The following is a 21365-nucleotide window of genomic DNA, read 5'->3' on the forward strand; positions in this document are numbered from 1 at the left end:
GCGCCGTTCGGCTATTTCTTGCCCGGCGCAGGCGGAATGACGCGCTCGCTGACAATCGCGGCGTTCATCGCCGCCACTGCTCGCTGCGCCGAGTCCGCTGCCGGTGAATCCTGCGCGAGTTCGGCAATCCGGGACTGCGCCTGCGCTGCCGTCATCGGCGCAAGCTCATCTTCCAGCACAGGGTGCACCAGGCCTACCGCCTGAAGGATCGCGAGCACGGTGGTATCGCTGGTTCCAGGGATTTTCTGCCCGTGAAGGGCACCGTGCAGGTCGGTTCTGATCTGGCGCTGGATCTGCTGGTTGATGATGCGCACCCGCTGCTTTCCCAAGCCCAGCATCGTGCGTTCGCCGTATTCGATAATTCCGCCCTTGGCCAGGGAATCGGTCAGCAACCGGACATCGCACAGGGAATTGATCTTCACCGCGTCATCCAGGCTCAGGCTGCCCCGCCTTTCCAGCTGCTCCAATGGCGCGGCAAGCACTGGATCCGGGCAGGGCCCGGCACCGATGAGCTGGATCTGCCGCTGCTCATCCTCGCTGAGCGCCACACGCCCGGCAATCATCAGGTCGGTGATGATGGCGGCGTTCATGCCGTATCCCGTAGCTGATACAACAGCCTCTGGTTTCTCGGAGTCATCGGCCATGAGCAAGTAGAGCTTTTCTGCGATCAACATGTTCTCAGGCTACCGGCCCGCACTGGAGGAGATCTTCAGCCTTGCGACGGATATTCAGGTTCAGTCGCCCTTGGCCGCGGGCTTCTTCTTGGCCTTGGCCAATTCGGATGGCGAATGGGTGGTCCGGGGTTCGGAGCGATCCTGCGTCATGGCCGAGGTGGTGCGGATGAAGACCGAGATCCAGCTGAACATGATGGCCACCACCGACAGCTCGAAACCGGTCAGGTTGTAATAGGACCATTTGGTCCACAGCTGGAAGGCGCCCCAGATCGCGCCGATAGCCGCATAGGACAGCAGATGGAACACCACCGGGTAGCCCGGCAGCAGGACGATAGTGCCCAGCAGCAGGAAGATCATGGCCACCGAGACCATCTGCACGAAGGCCGAATGCACCTCCATGGCCACGTCGAAGGGGACCAAGCCGATGCCGATAATGCCCACGGAGACAAGCAGCAGGCACCAGCGCACCAGCTTCGGACGAGGACGCACCATGCGTGCAATCTTGTAGCGTTCCAACGCCGGGCGGCAACGGTAGGTCTGTGCCAGGCGGACCAGGTCGCGGGTCAGGAACTCGGTGAAGGCAGCGAGCACCAAGCCGGAAATCACCAGGGTGAGATTGAAAGTCCAGAAGGACCCCATGCCGGCTTGCGTGGTCCCCAGCGACGAGAACATGCTCCGCCACCAGTTCTGGTCTTCGGCCAGCAGCATGCTGATCAGCACACCGGCGCACATGAAGATCCCCAGCACCACTGACAGGGACTCCGCATTGATCCGCGCGGTGGCCTCCAGGGACAGGTAGGCGCTGATGCCCGTGGCTACGCTGACTGCCAGCGCCCCTGCGAGCACGTCCAGATGCAGCCCGTAGAAAGCCTGCTGGAGCAGGTGGAACACGACCAGCATGATCATGATGGTGCTGGCTACGTGCACCAAGACGAGGCCAAGGGCAGTAACCATCTGGCGCCATGCGGGAATCCTCTTCAGCCACGTCTCGCGGGCCCGGAGCATGGCGCGGAACGCATAGGCGCTGCTGGTTCCGGCCGAGACGGCACCGCAGACGGCTGAAACAATGCCTACCGACAGATCGCCAAAGAGCGGCGGACGTTCACCGGCGAAGATGATGAGCCCGACAACCAGCCCGAAGAGGGAACAGATCAGGCCGGCCCATAGGGCACGGCGCTCGATGTCCAGTTCGGTGACTCGCTTGCTGAGAGTGACATCGGGATATTGGGAATGCACGTAGTACATTCTCTCATTTTCATTGAAGAACGTCGGTAGTCGTTGCTGTTGCTTTCCGGGAGCAGGGGCGCGCTGCTGAAGTTCAAGAGGTGGATGGCACTCAAGACACCTGTCAATAGGTCAGCGAATAATGTATATTCATCATATGCTGACCATTTCGAGTCGTGTGGAAGTGATGAATAGGCTCGGGCGCGCTCTAGCCGATCCAACCCGATCACGAATACTTTTGTCCCTGTTGGAAGAACCCGGATATCCCGCCCAGCTGGCACGGAATCTTGAGTTGTCGCGGACGAATGTCTCCAACCATCTTGCTTGCCTGCGCGGGTGCGGAATCGTTATTTCGGAACAGGAAGGACGACAGACTCGCTACGAAATCAGCGACCCGCATATAGCTGCAGCGCTGTTGGCATTAGTGGAAGTGACGCTAGCGGTCGATGAGAATGTCCCGTGCATGGATTCGACCTGCACCGTTCCAGGTTGCTGCAATCCAAAGGAAGTCTCATGAATCTGGCATTGGCAACCCCCGCGCGCGCAGCAATCCTCAAACGACGAATCCGGCTGATTGTCGCCATCACTATCACCTGGAACATCATTGAAGCTGTTATCGCGTTGATCGCTGGTGGAGCCGCATCGTCAGCCGCCTTGGTGGGCTTCGGTCTGGATTCCATAGTTGAAGTGCTCTCCGCAGCGGCCGTCGCCTGGCAATTCGCTGCGCCCGATCCAGCGCGACGTGAAAAAACTGCCTTGCGGATCATAGCTATTTCGTTCTTCGCATTGGCCACATATGTTTCCGTAGATGTCGTACTGTCGTTGACAGGTGTTCGCGAAGCGGAGCATTCCACGGTAGGTATCGTCCTGGCCGCGTTGAGCCTGGCGGTCATGCCGTTTTTGAGCTTGATTGAACGCAGAACCGGACGTGAGCTTGGTTCAGCCTCGGCAGTGGCCGATTCGAAGCAAACACTAATTTGCTCCTACCTTTCAGCGGCCCTGCTGGCCGGGTTGCTGCTCAATAGCATGCTGGGGTGGGCATGGGCCGATTCAGCTGCGGCATTGATTATTGCCGTAGTTGCAGTACGCGAGGGCGTTGAAGCATGGCGCGGAGACGCCTGCTGCGCCACCCCCATCAGCGCGCTGACTGGTGAACGGGTTGAAGCAAAATGCACTGACGGCTGCTGTTCCTAGCCGCCACGGGTGAAGCGGACCACCAGCAGATTCGTGTGCCCTTGCGGCGCAGCCGAACTCCGCGGAACAGGTCCTTGCACTAGTTCGAGGGCAACGCGAGCAAGCCGCTGACCATCAGGCTCACCGCGCCGCTGAAGGCAATCAGCACCACGAAAGCGCGGCTGAACTTCTGCGGAATCCTCGGGGCCAGAAAATTGCCCAGCACGATGCCCAGCACCATCGCGCCGAAGCAGGCGCCCCATTGCTGCCAATGCAACTGCGGCATGCCGCCCTTGGCGATCAGCGACGTCAAGGACAGCACCAGGAAATAGAGCTGGACGGATATGGCGAATTGGGCTTGCGGCCAGCGGCTGGCTACCGCATATCCGGCAATGGCCGGACCGGAGACCCCGGCAGTCACGGACATGAAACCGGAGACAGCCCCGGCGCCAATCGCCAATCCCCTGCTTTGGGCCATGGCGAGGTTCCGGATCATGAAACTCGAGCACAGCGCGAGGATCACCATGAAGGAAATGCCGATGTTCAGCCATGGCCCATCCAGCAAGTTCGCCACCCACGCCCCGGGAATGGTCATGAGCATGGCGGGGATGAGCATGAAAGCGACTTTCCGGTATTCGACTTGCCGAAAGACCTGCGCAAAGATCAGCAGGCTGCTGCAGGCGCCGAGCAAGTTGACCAGCATGACACCTTCGTGCGGCCCCAGCACCATCACCAGGAAGGGCGAGGAAACCAGTGCGAATCCCATGCCGGAAATACGCTGTGTGGAGGCACCCACGAAGACTGCGGCCGCCAAGCCAATGATCGCCGCTAATTGCACGCCCTGCTCCACACTGCCTCCGCTATCCCTCGTCGCTGTCCACTATTACGTTAGTCCACGGCCAATGAGTCATTTGAATGGAGCACGCTTCAGCTGGAGTTCTACGCTGTAGGAATGCGCAATGACGTGGATTTCCTGGTAATTGGCGGCGGGGCGATGGGCTCGGCAGCCGCGTGGTCCCTAGCCGCTCGCGGACACGAGGTGCTGCTGCTTGAACGCTTCGCTCCGGGACATCAGGAAGGCGCATCGCACGGGGCCACCCGCAATTTCAATCCGGCCTATGCCGAACCCGAGTACCTGCGCCTGCTGCAGCGTTCCAACACCCTGTGGGATGAGATCTCGCAGCGTTGCGGCACTGCGCTGCTGACGCGCACCGGATTGGTCAATCACGGAATCGTTGAAGCTCAGCGCGCCATGCACGAGGTGCTGGGCCAGGCAGGTTTCGACAGCGAGCTGTTGTCCATTGAAGCTGCGGAAGAGCGTTTCGCCGGTATGAAGTTCGAGACCGAAGTCCTGCATATCCCTTCCGGCGGCCAGATCAACGCCGACCTCGCAGTTTCCTCCCTGCAGCAGCTGGCAGTTGCCGAGGGTGCGTCCGTGGAGCATGGGCACCAGGTGGCAAGCGTTCAGGTGCTTGCCGATGACTGTGTCGAGGTCCATGCCCAGCACCGGGGAACCAGCTCGCGCATCCGGGCCCGCCATGCCATTGTCACCGCGGGCGCCTGGACCCGGTCGCTGCTCGGCGATGCGCTCAGGCTGCCGGCCATCCACGTCACCGAAGAGCATCCGGTGCATTTCGCGCAGAAGGACCTGCCTGCGCACTGGCCCGGATTCAACCACATCCTGGACCCGAACCGGGAAATCGGTTCACGGATCTTCGGTCCCGTCTACGGGATGCGCACCCCCGGCGAAGGCATCAAGGTGGGCTGGCACGGCTCCGGGCAGATCATTGATCCAGAGCACCGCCCGCACCAAGCCAGCGGGGAGCAGCTGCGCGGGCTGCAGGACTACGCGGAACGCTGGCTTCCAGGGGTCGATCCCTCGCGCTATGAGACGGTGTCCTGCACCTACGCCAATACCGAAGACGAGCACTTCATCCTCGACTCGCTTGGTCCGATCACCGTCGGCGCAGGGTTCAGCGGCCACGGCTTCAAGTTCGTGCCCGCCATCGGCGAGCACCTGGCCGAGCTGGCCTTGGGCCGGCGCACGGTCGAACCGAAGTTCTCGGCGAACCGCACGGTGGCGAAGCCAGTCTTCCTGCAGCGCCGCCGCGCGGCCGGCATCAGCTAGCCGCCTGTTCCCGTGCAGCTGCGGGCACCTGCTGGGTGATGCAGTGGATGCCGCCGCCACGGGCAAATAGCTCGCGCGCATCCACGCTAACAACCTCCCGGCCACGATAGGCGGCGGCCAGGATGCCAGAAGCCTGCTGGTCGTTGGGGTCATCGAAACTGCAAGCGATCACCCCGCCATTGGTCACCAGATGGTTGATATAGGAATAGTCCACCCAACCCTCGGCATCGCGCAGCACTTTGGGGGCCGGCACGGCAATGAGTTCCAGGCTCCGCCCCTGGGCATCGGTTGACTGCTCCAGCCGTTTGCGCACCGCCTGGGAGATGGCATGGTCCGGGTGCCGCGGATCCTGCTGGTCGTGGTAGAGCACGACGCCGGGCCGGGCGAAGCAGGCGACAATGTCCACGTGCCCGCGCGTGCCGAATTCCTCGTTGTCACGGCTCAGCCCGCGATCGAGCCAGATGGTTTTCCGGGCGCCCAGCAGCCGCGCGAATTCGGCCTCGATGTCTTTTTCGGTCTTCCCCGGATTGCGGCCCGGATCGAGCTGGACGCTGCGCGTGGCCAGAACCGTGCCTTCCCCGTCCACGTGGATTCCGCCTCCCTCGTTGGTGATCGAGGCCCGCTCGTGCGCCGCGCCTGCAAGCTGCGCGACGTGGCCTGCTACCAGCCGGTCGTTGTCCCAGCTGGCCCACTCCTGCGCGCCCCAGCCGTTGAAGTTCCAGTCCACCGCCGCCAGCTGGCCGTCCGGGGTGCGCACGAAGCTCGGGCCTGAGTCGCGCATCCAGGCATCATCCAGCGGGTGCAGGGCATAGCTGACTGCATCGCCCAGGTGGCGCCGGGCCGCGGCTTCGCTGGCCGGGTCCACCACCATCGTGACCGGGGTGAAGGCACTGACCGCGCGGGCCACTGCGCTCCACGCGGAGCGTGCGGCTTCGGCCTGCTCCTCGCTCTCGCCCAGCGTGTAGCCGCCGGAGGGGAAAGCCATGAAGATGCGTTCATGCGGATCGGTTTCCGCGGGCATGAAGAACTCAGGCATGGGAGCGCCCCAGTTCTCCCAGGCCGGACTCGGTGCGGGCTTCGGTGAGCGCGCCGTAGGTTTCCGGGCGGCGGGTGCGCAGGAACGGGAAGAGCGTGAGCCAGTCGCGGCGGGCATCCAGATCCAACGTCGCCACCAGCACTGCGGATTCGTCGCGCGGGGCGCGGGCCAGGATGCGGCCGTAGGGGTCGGAGATGAAGGATGAGCCGTAGAAGGTCAGTGCACCCTCGTCGCCCCAGCGGTTGGGCACCACCATGAACAGCCCGTTGGCGATGCCGTTGCCGATAATGGCCTGGCGCCACAGCGGTTCGGTGTCGAAATCCGGATGGTCCGGTTCGGAACCGATGGCCGTCGGATAGGCCAGCAGGTCCGCCCCGGCCAGCGAATAGATGCGCGGCGGCTCGCTGAACCACTCGTCCCAGCAGGTCGGCAGGCCCATGGCCAGGCCGTCCAGGGCTTCGATCTTGTGGACCGGGTAGGGATCCTCGTTGGGTCCCTCGCGGAAATACTTGTCCTCGTAGTATCCGGCGGTGCGCGGAATGTGCAGCTTGTTAGTCAGCGCGGGAATCCCGCCCTCCGGGGAGAGCACCACCGCGGTATTCAGTCCCAGCCCGTCGGCGGCCGGGGCCTTGCGGAACAGCGAGATGTGCACGTGCAATTGGTACTTGGCGGCCATCTCCCTTGCGAAGGCGACGGTTGGCCCGGTTTCAAGTTCCTCGGCGGACTCATCAGCCGCGTCCGGGTTGGGAACTACGAAGGCCGGGTACTTGCTCAACGTCAGCTCCGGCAGGAAAACGATGCGCGCGCCATGCTTGGCCGCACGGGCGATGCCGCCCTCCAGTTCGCTGCGCAGCTCCTGCGGGTCTTCGTGCCAGCGGTGCTGGACCAGAGCGATGGTGATCTCGCCGCGCTCGGCGGCGTCCACGCGGGCCAAAGAGGCCGGCGGAGTCAAGGCGACTATTTCCTTCAAGGCTGAGCTCCATTGATAAAACGAATGTTATTCGTTTACAGATTAAGGGTTGGGTTGGCTCCTGCACAAGGGATTTAACGAATGACTTTCGTTTATTTGTGTAAGCTCTACCCAGAACCTTCAACCACGGGAGAACTCATGGCCAGGCCCTCCAAGCCCAAGCTCAGCACTACTGCTATCGCCGATGCAGCACTTGAGCTCGTTGATGCCCATGGCGAGTTCACCCTGCCGCAATTGGCCAAGGTGCTTTCGGTCTCGGCCTCATCCCTGTACAACCACGTGCAGGGAAAGGGAGAAATCATCGAGTTGATGCGCGGGCGGGCCATGGCTGAAATCCGCCTGCCCGACCTGGGCAACGTCTCCTGGCAGGAAGCCGTGCGGGATATTGCCACGGAATACTGGGCCTCATACTCCCAGCACCCGCGGCTGATCCCGTTGCTGACCAGTCATACGGTTCGCGACAGCACCACCCTGCGGGTCTACGACGCGCTGGCCGAAGCTTTTGCGCTGGCCGGATTCGAACCGAAGCAGCGGCTGCAGGCCATCACGATCGTCGACTCTTTCGTGCTCGGTTCAGCGTTGGATGCGGCCGCCCCGGCAGAGGTCTGGCAGGCTGATGCCGAATCCTCAAAGGCGTTTACAGACGCACTTTCAGTAGGACTAGGCATCCATCAACGGGCCGAGCAAACTTTCTTGACAGGACTTGACGCCATTCTGCGAGGACTTGATCCCGCGGATCACGGATGCGATTAAGCCATTCGACGACAATACTGGCCATCCGGATAGAATCCCATCCCTTCTGGCAGGTTTCCCAGACCTCTAGGTTAGACGAATAGTTCATTTCGTCCACCTGCTCGCCATTACCCATTGGTAATGATCAAAGGGTCTATTAATCCCTGATACGTTGATAAATTCACAGGCATTCGCACGTCAACACACCACTCAGGAGGATAATTCATGGCTCCGACTTCAAGCCAAAAATCACGCAAGGTCAAAGCCCTGCTTGCCGGCGGTCTGGTTCTCGGTGTCGGCGCTGCCGTAACTTTGGCAGCCTGGACCGACCAAGAATGGGCCACCGGAACTTTCAGTGCTGGCACTTTCGATATTGAAGGCAGCATCGACGGAACCACTTGGGCTTCGCATGCGTCATCAGGCGAAGCCGCAGCGCTCTCGTTCGAACTTAACGCGGATAATCTAACACCAGGCGACAAGGTTGCAGAAACATTCGCACTGCGAACCGCTGCAGGAACCACCTACGGTGCCACCGTCGATTTGATCGAGGCATCGTCAATCGGCGATAACGCTTCTAATCTCAGCTACGAGATCTTCACTGTGCCTGCAATCGGCGACTGCAACGCTGACGCCACCGCTGGAACGGGTACAAGTATTGTCAGCACTGGAACTGCCTTCAGTGCAGGAACTCCTACTGCTACGGAATTTAATTTGGCAGCTGGGTCTACTGCAGATGCTGGCTCATCGACCGTGCTGTGCTTCCAAGTAATTGCGGGCACAGGCTTGATAGAAGGCGGGGACGCAACCGCGACCTGGGGCTTCGAAGCTACTTCGCAGCAACCTTAATAGCGAATATTCGCTTGGCATTGTCGCTGGAACCGTGACCGCGAGCCCGCGTTCGGGTGATAACTTGAACGCGGGTTTCGTGCCGTCCAATTTCGGTGTCTAGTGGCATTGAAATCAGAAAATACGACTGAGTCACGAAATGAGGGCAGGGTGGGAGCACACAAAGCGCAAGCCCACACGGCGTCGACGTTCGCTGTCCGCCTAGGGGATCTCCTGCTCACGATCTTGGCCCTTGCAGGATCATTGTGCTTGGTGTTCGTCATACTCAGCTTGACTCTGAACATTTCGATAATGATGTTCAAGACTGGTTCCATGAGCCCTACAATCACTGCTGGTTCCATCGCACTGGTCAAGGAAATCCCTGCAAGCGAATTAGAAGTCGGCGATATTGCCACTGTTCAACGCGGCCACGGAGAATTGCCTGTTACCCACCGAGTCACAGAGATCAAGAGCGTTGCCCGAGACGGCACAGTGACCTTTACGATGAAGGGCGATGGAAACGCCACGCCAGATGTAGAGCCGTACAGCGCCTCCACTGTCCAGCGCGTGTTCTTCTCCGTCCCAGAGCTTGCTCCCCTGATCCAGAAGCTCAATTCTCCATATGTACTTGGCATGCTGACATTAGGAGCCGCCGCGCTCGTCGTCTGGGCCTTCTGGCCCCACGATCGAGGTGAAGAGGAAGAAGACGAGCAAGTCAAGGAGCAGGGGTATCCACAGTACTCGGTGCTCCTGCCAGCGGTGCTCCTCGCTGCTACCGTGACTTTCGTCCCGCAAACGCAGAACTCCACGATCCATAACGTGGAAGGGGAATACCTGCGCCTCGCGTCCATCTCAACTGCGACAATGTCGAATATGAGCCCTGGTCAATCAGCAACATGGTCGATCGATGTTTGGGCAGAGGCAGCAGACGAGGGCCTCATCGATGTAGAGCTGCGCATCCTGCCCTCATCGGGCGAGTCCTCTCCATGGGAAATTACTGTGCTCAGCTGCACTGTTTCTGGCGATGCGTTGCCTTCTGCCTGCATTCAGCCCCCACGCGAGTTACTTTCGGATCTGTCTGCGTCCATGGTCGCGGTTAAGCCGGGCATCAGCGTTGCAAGCTTTAGTTCCGAAGAACGGCACAGGTTCCAAGTCGTCGCTTCGCTAAGTTCAGGGCTCCCGGCAAGCAAATCTATTCCGCCCTTGGAAGTGGCTCTTCTCGCCACTGGCTTAGGAGAAGAAGTTTCCGCCTCCCCAGATCCGCCGGACTCAGACTCCCCCGACGGCCCCGGTGAAAACAACCGCGATCTTGCTGAGACAGGCTCAGCGAACCTGCCAGCATTCGTAATCCTTGCGTCGTCCGTTACAGCCCTAGGGGCCTCGCTACGCTTACTCGGAAGGATGCGCCGAAATGGATAAACATCGCTTCGGCACTCTTCCTAGAAGGAAAATAATCGCAGTCCTTCTGGTCCTAGTACTGTCTCTTGCTGGCCTGGCTAACACCCGGATTGCCAGCACAACGGCAACGTGGACAGAGCGATCAATCGCCTCCGCGCAATTCTCAGCAGCATCGCTCGGGCCGGTTAAATCAAGTTCCTTCCAATGCTTCGACATCGACAGTGGATTGCTCGGCACAAAATTGCTGAGCAATGAATTGCTCTTTACCTGGGACGACCCGATTGGTTTTGAAGATCGCCCCATGGAGTACCGGATAACTTGGGATGGTGGAATACTCGGCGCGAAGGGTGAAGCGAGGATCACGGACGGAACTAATCAGTACAAATACCGGGCTGTGCTGCTCGGACAAATTCTCAGTTTCAATATCGATTTCAAGGTCTACCCGGTATACGGAACGTGGGAAGGACCGCCGACAACGTACACAGCAAGAACTATCTCCCTGCTGTTATCTGTAACGATGGACTGTTAGCATTCCAACGACTGTTAATCTCGGTTCGCCAGATTCATCCCGGTAGTCGCGTCCGGCGCGGAGGCAAAGAGATTCAGGCCCATGGCGCGCGAGAGCTGCCCGATGGCAAGCTGCGCACGCACCGAGTTCCCGGCCATGTCCAATGGCGGCGAGAACGCGCCGATGGCACCCTTGCCGGGAGCCACCGCGACGATACCGCCGGAAACACCTGATTTCGCCGGGATACCGATTTCAAAAAGCCATTCACCCGAGCGCTCGTACAAGCCATTGGAGGCAACCGTCGCCAAGGTGTCGCGGCAAACATCAGCATCCACAACGCGCTGTCCGGTCACCGGGTTCACGCCGCCGTCAGCCAGTGTCGCTCCCATGATGGCCAAATCGTGCGCGTTGATGTTCAGCGAGCACTGCTTGGTATAGACATCCACGGCATCATAGGGGTCGCCATCCAACCGGCCGTAGCTCTTGAGCAAATGCCCCAGGGCCTTGTTCCGCTCGTTGGCCAACGACTCGGAATGGTAGACCTCGTCATCCAGGCTCAGCGACCGGCCGGCGAAGGCGGAGAGTCCTTCGCGCACGTTCTCCCATTTCTTGGCAGCGGTCTTCCCCGGCATCAGCGAGGTCGTGGCGATGGCACCGGCATTGACCATCGGATTCATCGGCAACCCGTTGTTCAATTCCACTGCCATGACCGAATTGAACGACATGCCGGTGTTATTCACTCCGATGCGGTCCCGGACGACTTCGCGGCCGTGCTCCTGGACTACCAGCGCATAGACGAACATCTTCGAGATCGACTGGATCGAAAAGAGATGGCTGCAATCGCCCACCGTGTGGACCGAGCCGCCCACGTGGGACATGGCGATGCCAAAGAGGTCGGGATCGGCTTGACCCAGGATCGGAATGTAGTGGGCCAGCAATCCCTCATCGACATCCGCATAGCGCTCATGGGCTTCCTTGAGCAAGGCATCGATGCGATCATGCTCCAGCTCTCCGGTTGAAACCTGCTGAACGACGTCGTCGAAGTCGGTAGGAATAGTTTCGTTATTCCCTTCCGAAGGATAGGTCATTTTCACCTGCCTTTGATCCTGTGGCCATTAGTCCATGCTGCTTGATTTGACCTTATCAACAGCTTCGGCGCTTGGCACCTCGCGTCAACCTCGAAGCGGACAGAATCACGCTCGCCGCGGACCTCCAACTAGAGAATCCCCTGTGTTTTCCCCGACATTGTGGAGCAACTAACAGCGCAAAGTCCTCCGCCTGACTTAGCATTTTGTGTATGGCTAAGGGTATTACTTTTCATACGCGCAAGTGGGTTCGCCCAGAAGACTTGAACGCAAACGGCACGCTGTTCGGCGGCAGCCTGTTGCGCTGGATCGATGAAGAAGCTGCGATCTACTCGATAATCCAGCTGGGCAACAAGCACGTTGTCACCAAGTTCATGTCCGAGATCAACTTCATCGCTTCCGCAAAGGAAGGCGATTTGATCGAGATGGGCCTGACCGCCATCGACTTCGGCCGGACCTCGATCACCCTGCGCGCAGAGGTGCGCAACATCTTCACCCAGGAATCGATCCTGACCATCGAAAAGCTGGTGTTCGTGAACATGGGCACGGACGGCAAGCCCCAGCCTCACGGCTACGACCAGATCACCTACACCCGCGATCGCATCCCGCTGGAAATCACCAAGGCTCTGATCTAGCCTCTGTTCGATTGCCCGAAGCCCTCACTAAACCAAGGGTTAGATTCAAGGTCCCGCTCGGCCGCACCTCGTTGCGTGCCCCGGCGGGACCTTGCTTTATTTGCAGGCAATTCACCCCAAGCTCTTGCACTGGGTTCTTGCGTCCAGCAAAGTTGATTCTGCACCGAGGAATTCCCGCCTACGCAGAAGCGAGCCACCCATGGGACAAATGATTTTCGTCAACCTGCCGACCGCAGATCTAGCAAGAGCCGACAAGTTCTACGAGGCTCTGGGCTTTACCAAGAACTCCACGTTCTCCGATGAGAACGCCACCTCCTGGATCATCGACGAGAACATCTTCGTGATGGTGCTGCGCCAGGAGTTCTTCTCCAGCTTCCTGGTCAATGGCGATCAACCGGCACTCGGAAATGGCGTGCGCGAAACGCTCAATGCCATCTCTGCGGAAACTCGCGAAGGCGTCGACGATTTTGTCGCACGTGCCGAGGCCGGCGGCGGCAACGTCTACCGCCCGGCGGATGAGCCCTTCCCGGGCATGTACCAGGCAGCCGTCCAGGACCCGGACGGGCACGTCTGGGAAATCGCGTGGATGAGCCCCGAAGCAATGGAAAACCCTGCCGGCTGACCTGCTAGCCAAGCTCGGAATTCCGCAGGTGCCGCGACTCTTCTGATTTACGGCGCCTGCGGAACTGCTTTTTCATCCCCTGTGCCGGATATATCGGCTCAGGCCAGCGAGGTTGCAGCTGGTCGCCTAAGGTAATGCCGCGCATGCGCCGCCCGAACATCGGCAGCACCCATTGCCTCAGCCATTCCACATCTCGCTGGGTGGCCTGCCAGAACGCGACCCGGTCCGCGGCGCCAAAGGGATCGAAAACCAGCTGGTGCGGATATCCGAGGATCTCCAGGATCCGGATGGCCATATAGCGATGGCCTGCACGGTTCATATGCAGCTTGTCGATATCCCACATGCGCTTGTCCCGGTAGTCATCCCAGTTCCAGTAATCAACGAGCACCACCGAATCCGGGTAGCGTTCGGCCAGCTGGCGCACGCAGTCGTTGAAGCGCCAGTTGCGCCGCTTGAACGGGGCGAGCACCGGGTGCACCGGGATATCGAACCCGGTGAACAACAAGACCTTGGCGCCAGTGGAGACCAGAGCGTCGACTGCTTGGGCATATTGCGACAGGAACTCCTTCATGTCCTTACGGAATTCGAGGATGTCGTTGCCGCCGGCATAGAAGGTAATCACCTCCGGCTTGAGCTCCAAAGCAACGGGGATCTGCTCGTCGATGATCGATTTCAGCCGGCGGCTGCGGATGCCCAGATTCACGTACTGCCATTCGGGATCCGACTTGGACAGCTGCTTGGCCACGCGGTCAGCCCAGCCACGCACCCCGTTGGGCAGCCTGGGTTCCCAGTCCCCCACGCCTTCGGTGAAGGAATCCCCGATCGCCATAAACAGCCGTCCCATGCTACCGACGCTAGAAGCCGAAAGTTCCTAGCAGGAAGCTTGCTGTTGAATTTCTGGCAAACGCTGGCAGTTCAGAAAGCCTTGCGCATGATCAGCCGCGGCATCTTGCTGGCTTGGGCGTCGCTGACTCCGACGATCTCGAACCCGACCTGCTCGAACATTTTCCGCGTTCCAACGAACGCCATAGTCAAGTCCATGCGTCCTTCAGGATCCACCGGGTAGGCCTCGACCGCTGGCGCCCCGAGCTCCCGCGCATACTCCACTGCGCCATGGAGCATGGCCCGGTTCACGCCCTGGCGGCGGTGGCCGCCGCGCACCACCATGCAGATGATGCTCCAGACCTCCACGTCATCCACGGGCCTGATCAGCTTGGACCTCTCCAGCAGCGGGATCTGCGAGCGCGGGGAGATGCTGCACCAGCCTACCGGTTCACCGCCACGATAGGCGATGACACCCGGGGCAATCGTCTCGGCGCTCAGCGAGCGCATGGCTTCGAACCGGTCCCCTGCGCCGCGCTCCCTGATTTCGGTGGCACTGAGCCGGTGCGACAAGCACCAGCAGTGATTCTCGCGATGGTGCGGGTTCACTACCGTGGCGAAGTCTTCCATGCGCTGCTCGGTCAGGGGCTTGACCTCGATGGGCGCTGTTCCGACGGCTTGCGGATCCTGATTCGTTTCCATCTGTCCATCCTGCGCTTCGAACGGCCGCAATGGCACCCCGACAGGAAAATTCTTCGGGTTTTCCATAATGAAGAACTCCGGTTCCCTCGGTGTTGGCGCTGACCTGCGCACTCTAGTGTTGAGGTATGACTTCGACACCTAAGGTTTCACCGGGCACCGCACCGACCCGTCCCCCACTGAGATTAGGCATGACGCTGCTGCAAATGGCGTTGCTCGGTTCCGCCGGCCTGATCATGTTTTCACTTTTGCTCGGATGGCTCTCGCTCGGCATCGCGCTGACCCCTCTGCTCGGCCTGGGGCTGGTCTTCCTGGCCGGCCTCGTCTATGCATTCTTCGGCATCGCCCGCTTCGAGCTCATGCGAGTCAGCAACCTCTACGACATGGACGTCACTGCCCTGATCTGGCGGTCCCGCCGCCGCGAGGGTTTCGGCGAATACGTCCGCTCGTTGGGGCGCAACCTGGCCAACGGACGCATGTGGGCCCTGCTGGGAAGCTTGCTCTTCTCCTGCCTGGCCGGTTCGCTGATGCTCAGCGCAATGGAGCTGGCAGTCCGCACCGGCATCGTCGCCTTCGCCCCGGTCCTGCAATCGGGTCAGGCTGATCCGCTGGCGAGCGTTCCAGGGCTGTGGGGCCTCCAGATCCCGGTTGGCCAGGCTCCGTGGCTGCTACTGGCTACCCTGCTGGGACTGGCAGTAGTTGTCGGCCTCGTCTTCTTGCACCGCATGGTCACCGTGGGAATCGTCGGCTCGATTGCCCGCGAGAGCGCACTGGTGGAACGCGTTCGCACCACCGCGGTGCAGCGCGAAGGAGCCGTGCGGGCCGCAGAGGTGGAGCGTACCCGCATCGAACGCGACCTGCACGACGGGGTCCAGCCCCGGCTGGTTTCCGTGGCCATGACCCTGGGCCTTGCGCACCAGCAGATCGACTCCGATCCGCAGCAGGCCAAGGATCTGGTGGCTGAAGCCCACGCTTCGACCAAGTCGGCGATTACCGAACTGCGCCAGCTCACCCGCGGAATCTATGCCTCGGTGCTCGATGACCGCGGACTGGATGCGGCGCTGTCGGCCATCGCGGGCCGCTCGCACATCCCGGTGGGACTGGATGTCCAGCTCAATGGCCGCTACCCGCGGGTGGCTGAGGCGGCGGTGTACTTCGCCATCGCCGAAGCGCTGACCAACGCGGCCAAGCATTCGCGGGCCCAGCGGTGCCAGGTCACCGTGAGGGTGCGGGAGCACGAGGGCCAGCAAAGCTTGTGGGCCCGCATCGAGGACAACGGCACCGGCGGGGCGCGCATCACCCCCGGCGGAGGCCTGGATGGTATCAACAATCGGGTTCTCGCCGCCGGCGGCACCCTGAACCTGGACAGCCCGGCCGGCGGGCCAACCGCAGTGGAGGTGAACGTGCCATGCGCGTACTGATATGCGAAGACTCGGTCCTGCTGCGCGAAGGACTGGTCAGATTGCTGGCGCACAGCGGCCACCAGGTGGTCGCGGATCTGCCAGAGGCCAGCGGGCTGATGGATTTCCTGGAGACCGCCTCCGCGGAAGAATTCCCGCAGATTTGCATCCTGGATGTCCGGCTCCCGCCGACCTACACGGATGAAGGCATCCGCGCGGCGCTGGAACTGCGCAAGAAGTATCCGGATCTGCCGGTGCTGGTGCTCTCCCAGTACGTGGAGGAACGCTACGCCTCTGAACTGATCTCCACCCAGTCCTCAGCGATCGGCTACCTGCTCAAGGACCGTGTTGCGGATGTCAGCGAGTTCATTGCTTCGCTGGAGCAGATTGCAGGTGGCGGAACAATCCTGGACCAGGAAGTGGTGGCACAGCTGTTGACCCGGCGAAATCACGATGACCGCATGCAGAACCTGACCGACCGGGAACGCACAGTCCTGGCCGCATTGGCCGAAGGAAAATCCAACCAGGCCATCGCCGCGCTGCTCTTCCTCTCGGAAGCCAGCGTTGAAAAGAACATCACTTCCATCTTCCAGAAGCTCGGCTTGGAAGCCGACGGAACGGGCAACCGGCGCGTGCTGGCAGCCCTGGCCCATATCGAAACCCTGGGCACCAACCGCACAGACAGGACAGGATCATGACTTCCACGCACACCATGCCGCTACCCCCAACCCCTCCGGCTCCCTCCAACAACGGCAAGCCGCTGAACATCATCCTCGCGGTGCTAGGCGGGCTGGTCATTCTCACCCTGGTCATCGCCACGGCACGCAGCGCTTTCGCTTCGGTGTCCCGGGAGCATTCGATCCACGAAGCCGAGGTCTCCGGGGTGACCGCCTTGGAAGTTTCGGCCAGCTCGGGACGCTTCGATCTGGTCTTCGCAGACACCGAGAAGGCAAGCCTTGAAGTGCGAAGCGCCAAGGCCGCCAGCTGGAAGCTGCACCGCGAAGGCAACCGGCTCGTTGTCGATGCCCCGAACGCCTGGGACAACTTCTGCTTCTTCGGCTGCGGATTCGACGAAAATGAGGCAACGCTGGTGCTTCCACAATCCCTGAATAACGGAACCCTGGATGCCGACTTCGATTTGTCCGCCGGATCCTTCAATGCCGTTGGCAACTACAAGGATGTCGTGGTGGAGGTCGGCGCCGGGGATCTGGAACTCACCGGCAGCGCGCACACCGCCGATGTTGATCTGGGTGCCGGCGAAGCAACGGTCCGCCTGGAGAATGTCGAGAGCGCACGGTTCGACATCTCGGCCGGCGAACTGATCGGCGAACTGTCGGGCGAGGCGCCCAAGAGCATCGACGGCAGTGTCAGCGCCGGCTCGCTGGAGCTGCAGCTGCCCGAAACCACCTACGACCTGCGGCAGAATACGGCCGCCGGTTCGGTTGAGAACCAGCTTGCAACCGATCCGAACTCGCCGCATAAGATCACCATCCAGGTGGCTGCCGGCAATGCCATCCTGTACCCGGAAGGCACCGACAAGGAATCGATTGACCGCTAGTGCCGGTTTTCCCGGACAAGCAACAGCGTCCCTTCCTTTGATCAGTTCACGCTGATCGAAGGAAGGGACGCTGTTTCGTTCTGCTGGCAGTGGCCAGACCCCGGCGTGCGGACCGGCCGAAGATGCTGCCCGTTAGGTCCAGCCGTCCGTCGCCTCGCGCAGTTCTGCATAGCGGGCATAGATTTCCGGACGCGGCTGCGCCTCGAAACGAGTCGGCGCGGCAATATCCCAGTGCGGAGGCTCCTCCTTGCCGCTCAGTGCCCAGGCCGCTTGCCGGGCGGCTCCCAGCGCCACGTATTCCGCGGGCTGCGGAACGTCCACGGCGACGCCGAAGACCTGCGGGGCAATTCGCCGCACGGCTTCGGATTGGGCGCCGCCGCCAATCAGCAGGATCCTGCGGGTCGCCACCCCGGTGGCATTTTCAAGGGCTGCCACCGCATCCTTCATCGAGCACAGCAGGCCTTCCACGTAGGCGCGGGCCATCTCATTGCGTGTGGTGCCCGTGCGCAGCCCCCGCAGCACGCCCGTGGATTCGGGCCTGTTGGGGGTCCGTTCGCCGCCGAAATACGGCAGCAGGGTGACACCGCCGGATCCGGGTTCGGCACCCAGGGCAAGATCGGAGAATTCCTGCTGGGTCACGCCCAGCATGCGCGCACCGAAATCCAGCACCGGCGCTCCATTGAGCGTGCAGGCCAGCGGCAGGTAGTTCGCGCCGGCCGCCACGAAGCCGCTGACCATGCCGCTGCCATCATGCACGCTGCGCTCGACCAGCGCGGAAGCCACGCCCGAGGTGCCCATGGACACGCACACATCGCCCGGCTGCAAGTCCAGCCCCAATGCGGCAGCCATGTTGTCACCGGTTCCGGCCGCGATCTTGGCTCCCTGCGCGGTCTGCCCGACCAGTTCATTGGCGGCGGCAAGCCGCGGGAGCTGAACAGGATGCCCCAGGGCCTGCTCCGCCAGCTCGGGCAGGAACCGCCGCTCGGCCGTCGAGTAATAGCCGGTCCCGGAGGCATCTCCGTGATCCGTGACGAATTCCTTGCGCCCGCCCAGGTGCCAGGTGAGGTAGTCGTGGGGAAGCACCACGCGGGCGGTGCGCCGGGCGTTCGCCGGTTCGTGTTCGCGCAGCCAGCGCAGCTTGGTGATCGTCAGCGACGCCACCAAGACGCTGCCGACCTTGTCGGCGGTAGCTTGGGCACCTCCCAGTTCACCGCCCAGCTGCGCGGCCTGCGGTGCCGAGGACACGTCATTCCAGAGCATCGCATCGCGCACCGGCTCGTTCCGGGCATCTAGAGCCACCATCCCGTGCTGCTGCCCGGCCACGGACAACGCAGCGGCCCGGTCGATCAATCCGCCAGCGCTGGCTTCCAAGGCTTCGATCCATCGTTCGGGATTGATCTGGGTGCCCGGCAGATGCGGCTGGCGGCTGCTTGCCACTATCTCGCCGGTGGCTGCGTCGACAAGCAGCGCCTTGCACGATTGCGTCGAGGAATCGATTCCAAGGACATGGGTAGGGGTCATGAGTTGGCCTTCGTCGAGGTAGTGGCGATATGGATGCGCGGGCCCAGGCGTTGCAGCTCGGTGCGCGTTGCGGCGTCGAGCCCGTCATCGACCACAATGTCGTCGAATTCGCCGAGATCCATCACATGGTACATGCCCGAAGATTCGAATTTGGTGGAATCGACGACCAGGATCTTGCGCCCGCCCATTTTCAGCAGGCTTCGCTTGGTCAGGGCGGCTTCCGCGTCCGGGTGCAGCAGCGCATGGTTCTTGATCGCGGTAGTGGACACGAAGACCGCGTCAGCGGTGAGGCGCTGCGCCTGCTCGACCACGATGGATCCGAGGAACGAGTCGGTTTCCTGGTAGTACTGCCCGCCCAGGCCGACCAGGGCGATGTTCGGCAGCGAGGAAACGATCCCCATCAGCGCGAGCGAGTGCGTGATCACGGTGGATGGCTGCCGGGCTTCAAGGTGCGCGCCCAGTGCACCCACGGTAGTGGAGTCGTCCAACGCTATGACAGCGTCCGGCTCGATCAGCGTTGCGGCCGTGGCGGCCAGCTCCTGCTTGATCTCGGCATGCAGGTGCCGGCGCAGTTTCACGTCCCGCTCAGCAAGGCGTGCGGTAATCGCCCGCGCTCCGCCGCGGATGCGTTCCAGCCGGCCGTCCTTGGCCAGGTGGTCAAGGTCCCGGTGGATCGTCATTGCGCTGACGCCGAAAATCTCGGCCAGCTCCTCGACGCGCGTACGCTGCATGCGATTGACGTAACCGGTGATCTCATCACGCCGGTCGTCAGGAGACAATCCCGCGACATCTTCGGCAGCAGCTGTTCCCACTCTGGATTCCCCATTATTCACAATTTCGATGATATGTCCTGTGCACTGAGTCGCAAAAGACTGAACCTCAGACAAATAATTTAACACTTTTAATGTTGAGTTTGTGTTTGTGGTGTTAGATTGATTCCAGCACAAAGCAGAGAAGGCAGTCCGGCCGCAAAGGAGCGCATACGATGTCCATCCCCCAGTCCACCGCACCGGGAGGCGTTTCGCCCCGGGAATCCTTGCTGGATCGAATGGGATTGCCCCGTCCCCTGCTGTGGGGATTCGTCGGCCTGATGATCTTCATGATCGGCGATGGCGTCGAAACCAATATCCTCGCGCCGTACCTGACCGGCGAGCACGGCTTCTCCATCCCGCTGGCCGGCACCCTGGTCACGGTCTACGGCGTGGCGGTGGCCGCGGCCGCATTCCTGTCCGCTTCGCTCTCGGATCTATGGGGCCCGCGCAAGGTCATGCTGATCGGCGCAGCCACGTGGATCGTGTTCGAAGTGCTGTTCCTCGGGGTTGCACTGAACTCGTCCAGCACCGCGCTGGTCTTCATCACCTACGGCTTGCGCGGTTTCGGTTATCCGTTCTTCGCGTACGGTTTCTTGGTGTGGATCTCCGCGACGGCAAATGCCAAGCGCCTGGCTGTGGCCATCGGCTGGTTCTACGTGGCCTTCAGCGCCGGCTTGCCAACGCTGGGTGCACTGACCGCCAGCGCATCCATCGATTTGTTCGGGTTGGGCTACTACCAGACCCTGTGGCTGTCCTTGGCCCTGGTGGTCATCGGTGCCGCGGTAGCCCTGATCGGAGTCAAGGAGAAAACCGGACGCGCGCCGCTGGTCGACAACCCCGAACAGGTCTGGCAGACCATGAGCTTCGGCTTGCGCCTGTTGGTCACCAACCGCAAGGCCATGATGGTGATGCTCACCCGCACCATTAACTCCGTGCCAACCTACGGCATGGCAATCTTCTTCCCGGCATTGTTCGTTGACCGGTTCGGCTGGAGTGTTGGCCAGTTCCTCATCCTGACCACGGTGATCTACGCAGTGAACATCCCCTTCAACCTGGTCTTCGGGGCGCTGGGCGACAAGCTCGGCTGGTCCAAAACCGTGGTGTGGTTCGGTGCGGTGCTGTGTGCCATCTCCATGCTCTCGCTCTACCTGGTGCCGGCATGGGCCGTGGATAACGGCCTGGACTTCGCCTACGGACTGACCTTGTTGTGCGGTGCAGTGTTCGGCATTGGGCTGGCCGGCTTCGTGCCGCTGTCCGCCATCGCGGTCTCCCTCGCGCCGCAGAACCCCGGCGCTGCCATGGCTTCCTACAACTTGGGTATCGGTGCTGCAGTCTTCGCCGGTCCACTGCTGGTCGCCCTGCTCTACAACCTGCTGGGCGCTGCCGGCATGGTGTACCTCTTCGCGGCGCTCTACCTGGTGGCAGCCCTGATGTCCCATAGCCTGCGCGGAACCCAGCCCTGTGCGGAAGCTGCGCCGCTCAGCGAAGTCGCCCAGCGCGCCTAAGCATCCCCCGACCTCCCACTTCCTAGGAGTTGTGAAAC

General features: G+C 61.4%; 23 protein-coding genes. 13 read left to right on the forward strand and 10 right to left on the reverse strand.

The features are described from left to right. Positions 1 to 11 precede the first annotated feature (11 nt). Both BKX98_RS08560 and BKX98_RS08565 read right to left on the reverse strand, forming a co-directional pair. On the reverse strand, positions 12 to 674 hold the full coding sequence (locus tag BKX98_RS08560; protein ID WP_073706898.1) for a GPP34 family phosphoprotein: 663 nt from the start codon (positions 672 to 674) through the stop codon (positions 12 to 14). A gap of 60 nt (positions 675 to 734) precedes the next feature. Further along, entirely contained in the window at positions 735 to 1919 is a 1185-nt protein-coding gene (locus tag BKX98_RS08565) for a hypothetical protein (protein WP_073706899.1), read from the reverse strand. Between the two features lie 136 nt (positions 1920 to 2055). Here BKX98_RS08565 and BKX98_RS08570 point away from each other — a divergent pair, with 136 nt between their 5' ends. Both BKX98_RS08570 and BKX98_RS08575 read left to right on the forward strand, forming a co-directional pair. Further along, on the forward strand, positions 2056 to 2415 hold the full coding sequence (locus tag BKX98_RS08570) for a helix-turn-helix transcriptional regulator (RefSeq protein WP_073707232.1): 360 nt from the start codon (positions 2056 to 2058) through the stop codon (positions 2413 to 2415). Continuing rightward, positions 2412 to 3092 (forward strand): cation transporter, encoded by a 681-nt coding sequence (locus BKX98_RS08575; protein ID WP_073706900.1) that lies wholly within the window; start codon positions 2412 to 2414, stop codon positions 3090 to 3092. Before BKX98_RS08570 ends, BKX98_RS08575 begins: the two co-directional genes overlap by 4 nt. Before the next feature lie 79 nt (positions 3093 to 3171). Here the strand turns inward: BKX98_RS08575 and BKX98_RS08580 are convergent, their stop codons facing one another. Further along, positions 3172 to 3909 carry a sulfite exporter TauE/SafE family protein gene (locus tag BKX98_RS08580; RefSeq protein WP_073707233.1) on the reverse strand — a complete coding sequence of 246 codons (738 nt, stop codon included), beginning with the start codon at positions 3907 to 3909 and terminating at the stop codon, positions 3172 to 3174. A 126-nt stretch (positions 3910 to 4035) separates the two neighbouring features. Here BKX98_RS08580 and BKX98_RS08585 point away from each other — a divergent pair, with 126 nt between their 5' ends. Further along, positions 4036 to 5199 carry an FAD-dependent oxidoreductase gene (locus tag BKX98_RS08585; RefSeq protein WP_233125316.1) on the forward strand — a complete coding sequence of 388 codons (1164 nt, stop codon included), beginning with the start codon at positions 4036 to 4038 and terminating at the stop codon, positions 5197 to 5199. On the opposite strand, the gene BKX98_RS08590 is transcribed toward BKX98_RS08585, so the two are convergent. Together BKX98_RS08590 and BKX98_RS08595 are read right to left on the reverse strand one after the other, a co-directional pair. After that, positions 5192 to 6235: an agmatine/peptidylarginine deiminase gene (locus BKX98_RS08590; RefSeq protein WP_073706902.1), complete on the reverse strand. Its 1044-nt coding sequence runs from the start codon at positions 6233 to 6235 to the stop codon at positions 5192 to 5194. The two genes, BKX98_RS08585 and BKX98_RS08590, sit on opposite strands and share 8 nt — an antisense overlap. After that, positions 6228 to 7205: a nitrilase-related carbon-nitrogen hydrolase gene (locus BKX98_RS08595; protein ID WP_073706903.1), complete on the reverse strand. Its 978-nt coding sequence runs from the start codon at positions 7203 to 7205 to the stop codon at positions 6228 to 6230. Before BKX98_RS08595 ends, BKX98_RS08590 begins: the two co-directional genes overlap by 8 nt. A 138-nt stretch (positions 7206 to 7343) precedes the next feature. Here BKX98_RS08595 and BKX98_RS08600 point away from each other — a divergent pair, with 138 nt between their 5' ends. From BKX98_RS08600 to BKX98_RS08615, 4 genes are all read left to right on the forward strand, one after another. After that, positions 7344 to 7958, forward strand: coding sequence for a TetR/AcrR family transcriptional regulator (locus BKX98_RS08600; RefSeq protein WP_073706904.1), 615 nt, complete (start codon positions 7344 to 7346; stop codon positions 7956 to 7958). A gap of 204 nt (positions 7959 to 8162) precedes the next feature. After that, on the forward strand, positions 8163 to 8783 hold the full coding sequence (locus BKX98_RS08605; protein ID WP_073706905.1) for a SipW-dependent-type signal peptide-containing protein: 621 nt from the start codon (positions 8163 to 8165) through the stop codon (positions 8781 to 8783). A gap of 252 nt (positions 8784 to 9035) precedes the next feature. Continuing rightward, positions 9036 to 10181 (forward strand): signal peptidase I, encoded by a 1146-nt coding sequence (locus BKX98_RS08610; protein WP_233125350.1) that lies wholly within the window; start codon positions 9036 to 9038, stop codon positions 10179 to 10181. Further along, on the forward strand, positions 10174 to 10689 hold the full coding sequence (locus tag BKX98_RS08615) for a hypothetical protein (protein ID WP_073706907.1): 516 nt from the start codon (positions 10174 to 10176) through the stop codon (positions 10687 to 10689). The genes BKX98_RS08610 and BKX98_RS08615 overlap by 8 nt, the downstream gene beginning before the upstream one ends. Before the next feature lie 14 nt (positions 10690 to 10703). On the opposite strand, the gene glsA is transcribed toward BKX98_RS08615, so the two are convergent. Then, a complete protein-coding gene (glsA, locus tag BKX98_RS08620; protein WP_073706908.1) occupies positions 10704 to 11756 on the reverse strand; it encodes a glutaminase A in 1053 nt (350 codons plus the stop codon). Between the two features lie 209 nt (positions 11757 to 11965). Between glsA and BKX98_RS08625 the strand changes: the two genes are divergently transcribed. After that, positions 11966 to 12388 (forward strand): acyl-CoA thioesterase, encoded by a 423-nt coding sequence (locus BKX98_RS08625; protein WP_073706909.1) that lies wholly within the window; start codon positions 11966 to 11968, stop codon positions 12386 to 12388. A 199-nt stretch (positions 12389 to 12587) separates the two neighbouring features. Then, a complete protein-coding gene (locus BKX98_RS08630) occupies positions 12588 to 13010 on the forward strand; it encodes a VOC family protein (RefSeq protein WP_073706910.1) in 423 nt (140 codons plus the stop codon). A 4-nt stretch (positions 13011 to 13014) separates the two neighbouring features. On the opposite strand, the gene BKX98_RS08635 is transcribed toward BKX98_RS08630, so the two are convergent. Next, positions 13015 to 13854, reverse strand: a complete 840-nt coding sequence (locus BKX98_RS08635) for an SGNH/GDSL hydrolase family protein (protein ID WP_073706911.1) — start codon at positions 13852 to 13854, stop codon at positions 13015 to 13017. Positions 13855 to 13925: 71 nt separating this feature from the next. Then, positions 13926 to 14534: a GNAT family N-acetyltransferase gene (locus BKX98_RS08640; protein ID WP_073707234.1), complete on the reverse strand. Its 609-nt coding sequence runs from the start codon at positions 14532 to 14534 to the stop codon at positions 13926 to 13928. A gap of 125 nt (positions 14535 to 14659) precedes the next feature. Between BKX98_RS08640 and BKX98_RS08645 the strand changes: the two genes are divergently transcribed. The 3 genes from BKX98_RS08645 to BKX98_RS08655 are packed head-to-tail and all read left to right on the forward strand — an operon-like array spanning position 14660 to position 17489. Continuing rightward, entirely contained in the window at positions 14660 to 15952 is a 1293-nt protein-coding gene (locus BKX98_RS08645) for a sensor histidine kinase (RefSeq protein ID WP_073706912.1), read from the forward strand. Then, positions 15940 to 16629, forward strand: a complete 690-nt coding sequence (locus BKX98_RS08650) for a response regulator transcription factor (RefSeq protein WP_073706913.1) — start codon at positions 15940 to 15942, stop codon at positions 16627 to 16629. The genes BKX98_RS08645 and BKX98_RS08650 overlap by 13 nt, the downstream gene beginning before the upstream one ends. Further along, positions 16626 to 17489: a DUF4097 family beta strand repeat-containing protein gene (locus tag BKX98_RS08655; RefSeq protein ID WP_073706914.1), complete on the forward strand. Its 864-nt coding sequence runs from the start codon at positions 16626 to 16628 to the stop codon at positions 17487 to 17489. The genes BKX98_RS08650 and BKX98_RS08655 overlap by 4 nt, the downstream gene beginning before the upstream one ends. Before the next feature lie 132 nt (positions 17490 to 17621). On the opposite strand, the gene xylB is transcribed toward BKX98_RS08655, so the two are convergent. Next, complete coding sequence (xylB, locus tag BKX98_RS08660) at positions 17622 to 19010, reverse strand: xylulokinase (RefSeq protein ID WP_073706915.1); 1389 nt, start codon at positions 19008 to 19010, stop codon at positions 17622 to 17624. Beyond that, positions 19007 to 19822 carry a DeoR/GlpR family DNA-binding transcription regulator gene (locus BKX98_RS08665; RefSeq protein WP_073706916.1) on the reverse strand — a complete coding sequence of 272 codons (816 nt, stop codon included), beginning with the start codon at positions 19820 to 19822 and terminating at the stop codon, positions 19007 to 19009. Before BKX98_RS08665 ends, xylB begins: the two co-directional genes overlap by 4 nt. 173 nt (positions 19823 to 19995) lie before the next feature. Between BKX98_RS08665 and BKX98_RS08670 the strand changes: the two genes are divergently transcribed. Then, the gene (locus tag BKX98_RS08670; RefSeq protein ID WP_073706917.1) at positions 19996 to 21327 is read left to right on the forward strand and encodes an MFS transporter; all 1332 of its coding nucleotides are present in this window, start codon (positions 19996 to 19998) and stop codon (positions 21325 to 21327) included. Positions 21328 to 21365: the final 38 nt, after the last annotated feature.

Source organism: Glutamicibacter sp. 0426 (assembly GCF_001906485.1).
GTDB classification, from domain to species: domain Bacteria; phylum Actinomycetota; class Actinomycetes; order Actinomycetales; family Micrococcaceae; genus Glutamicibacter; species Glutamicibacter nicotianae.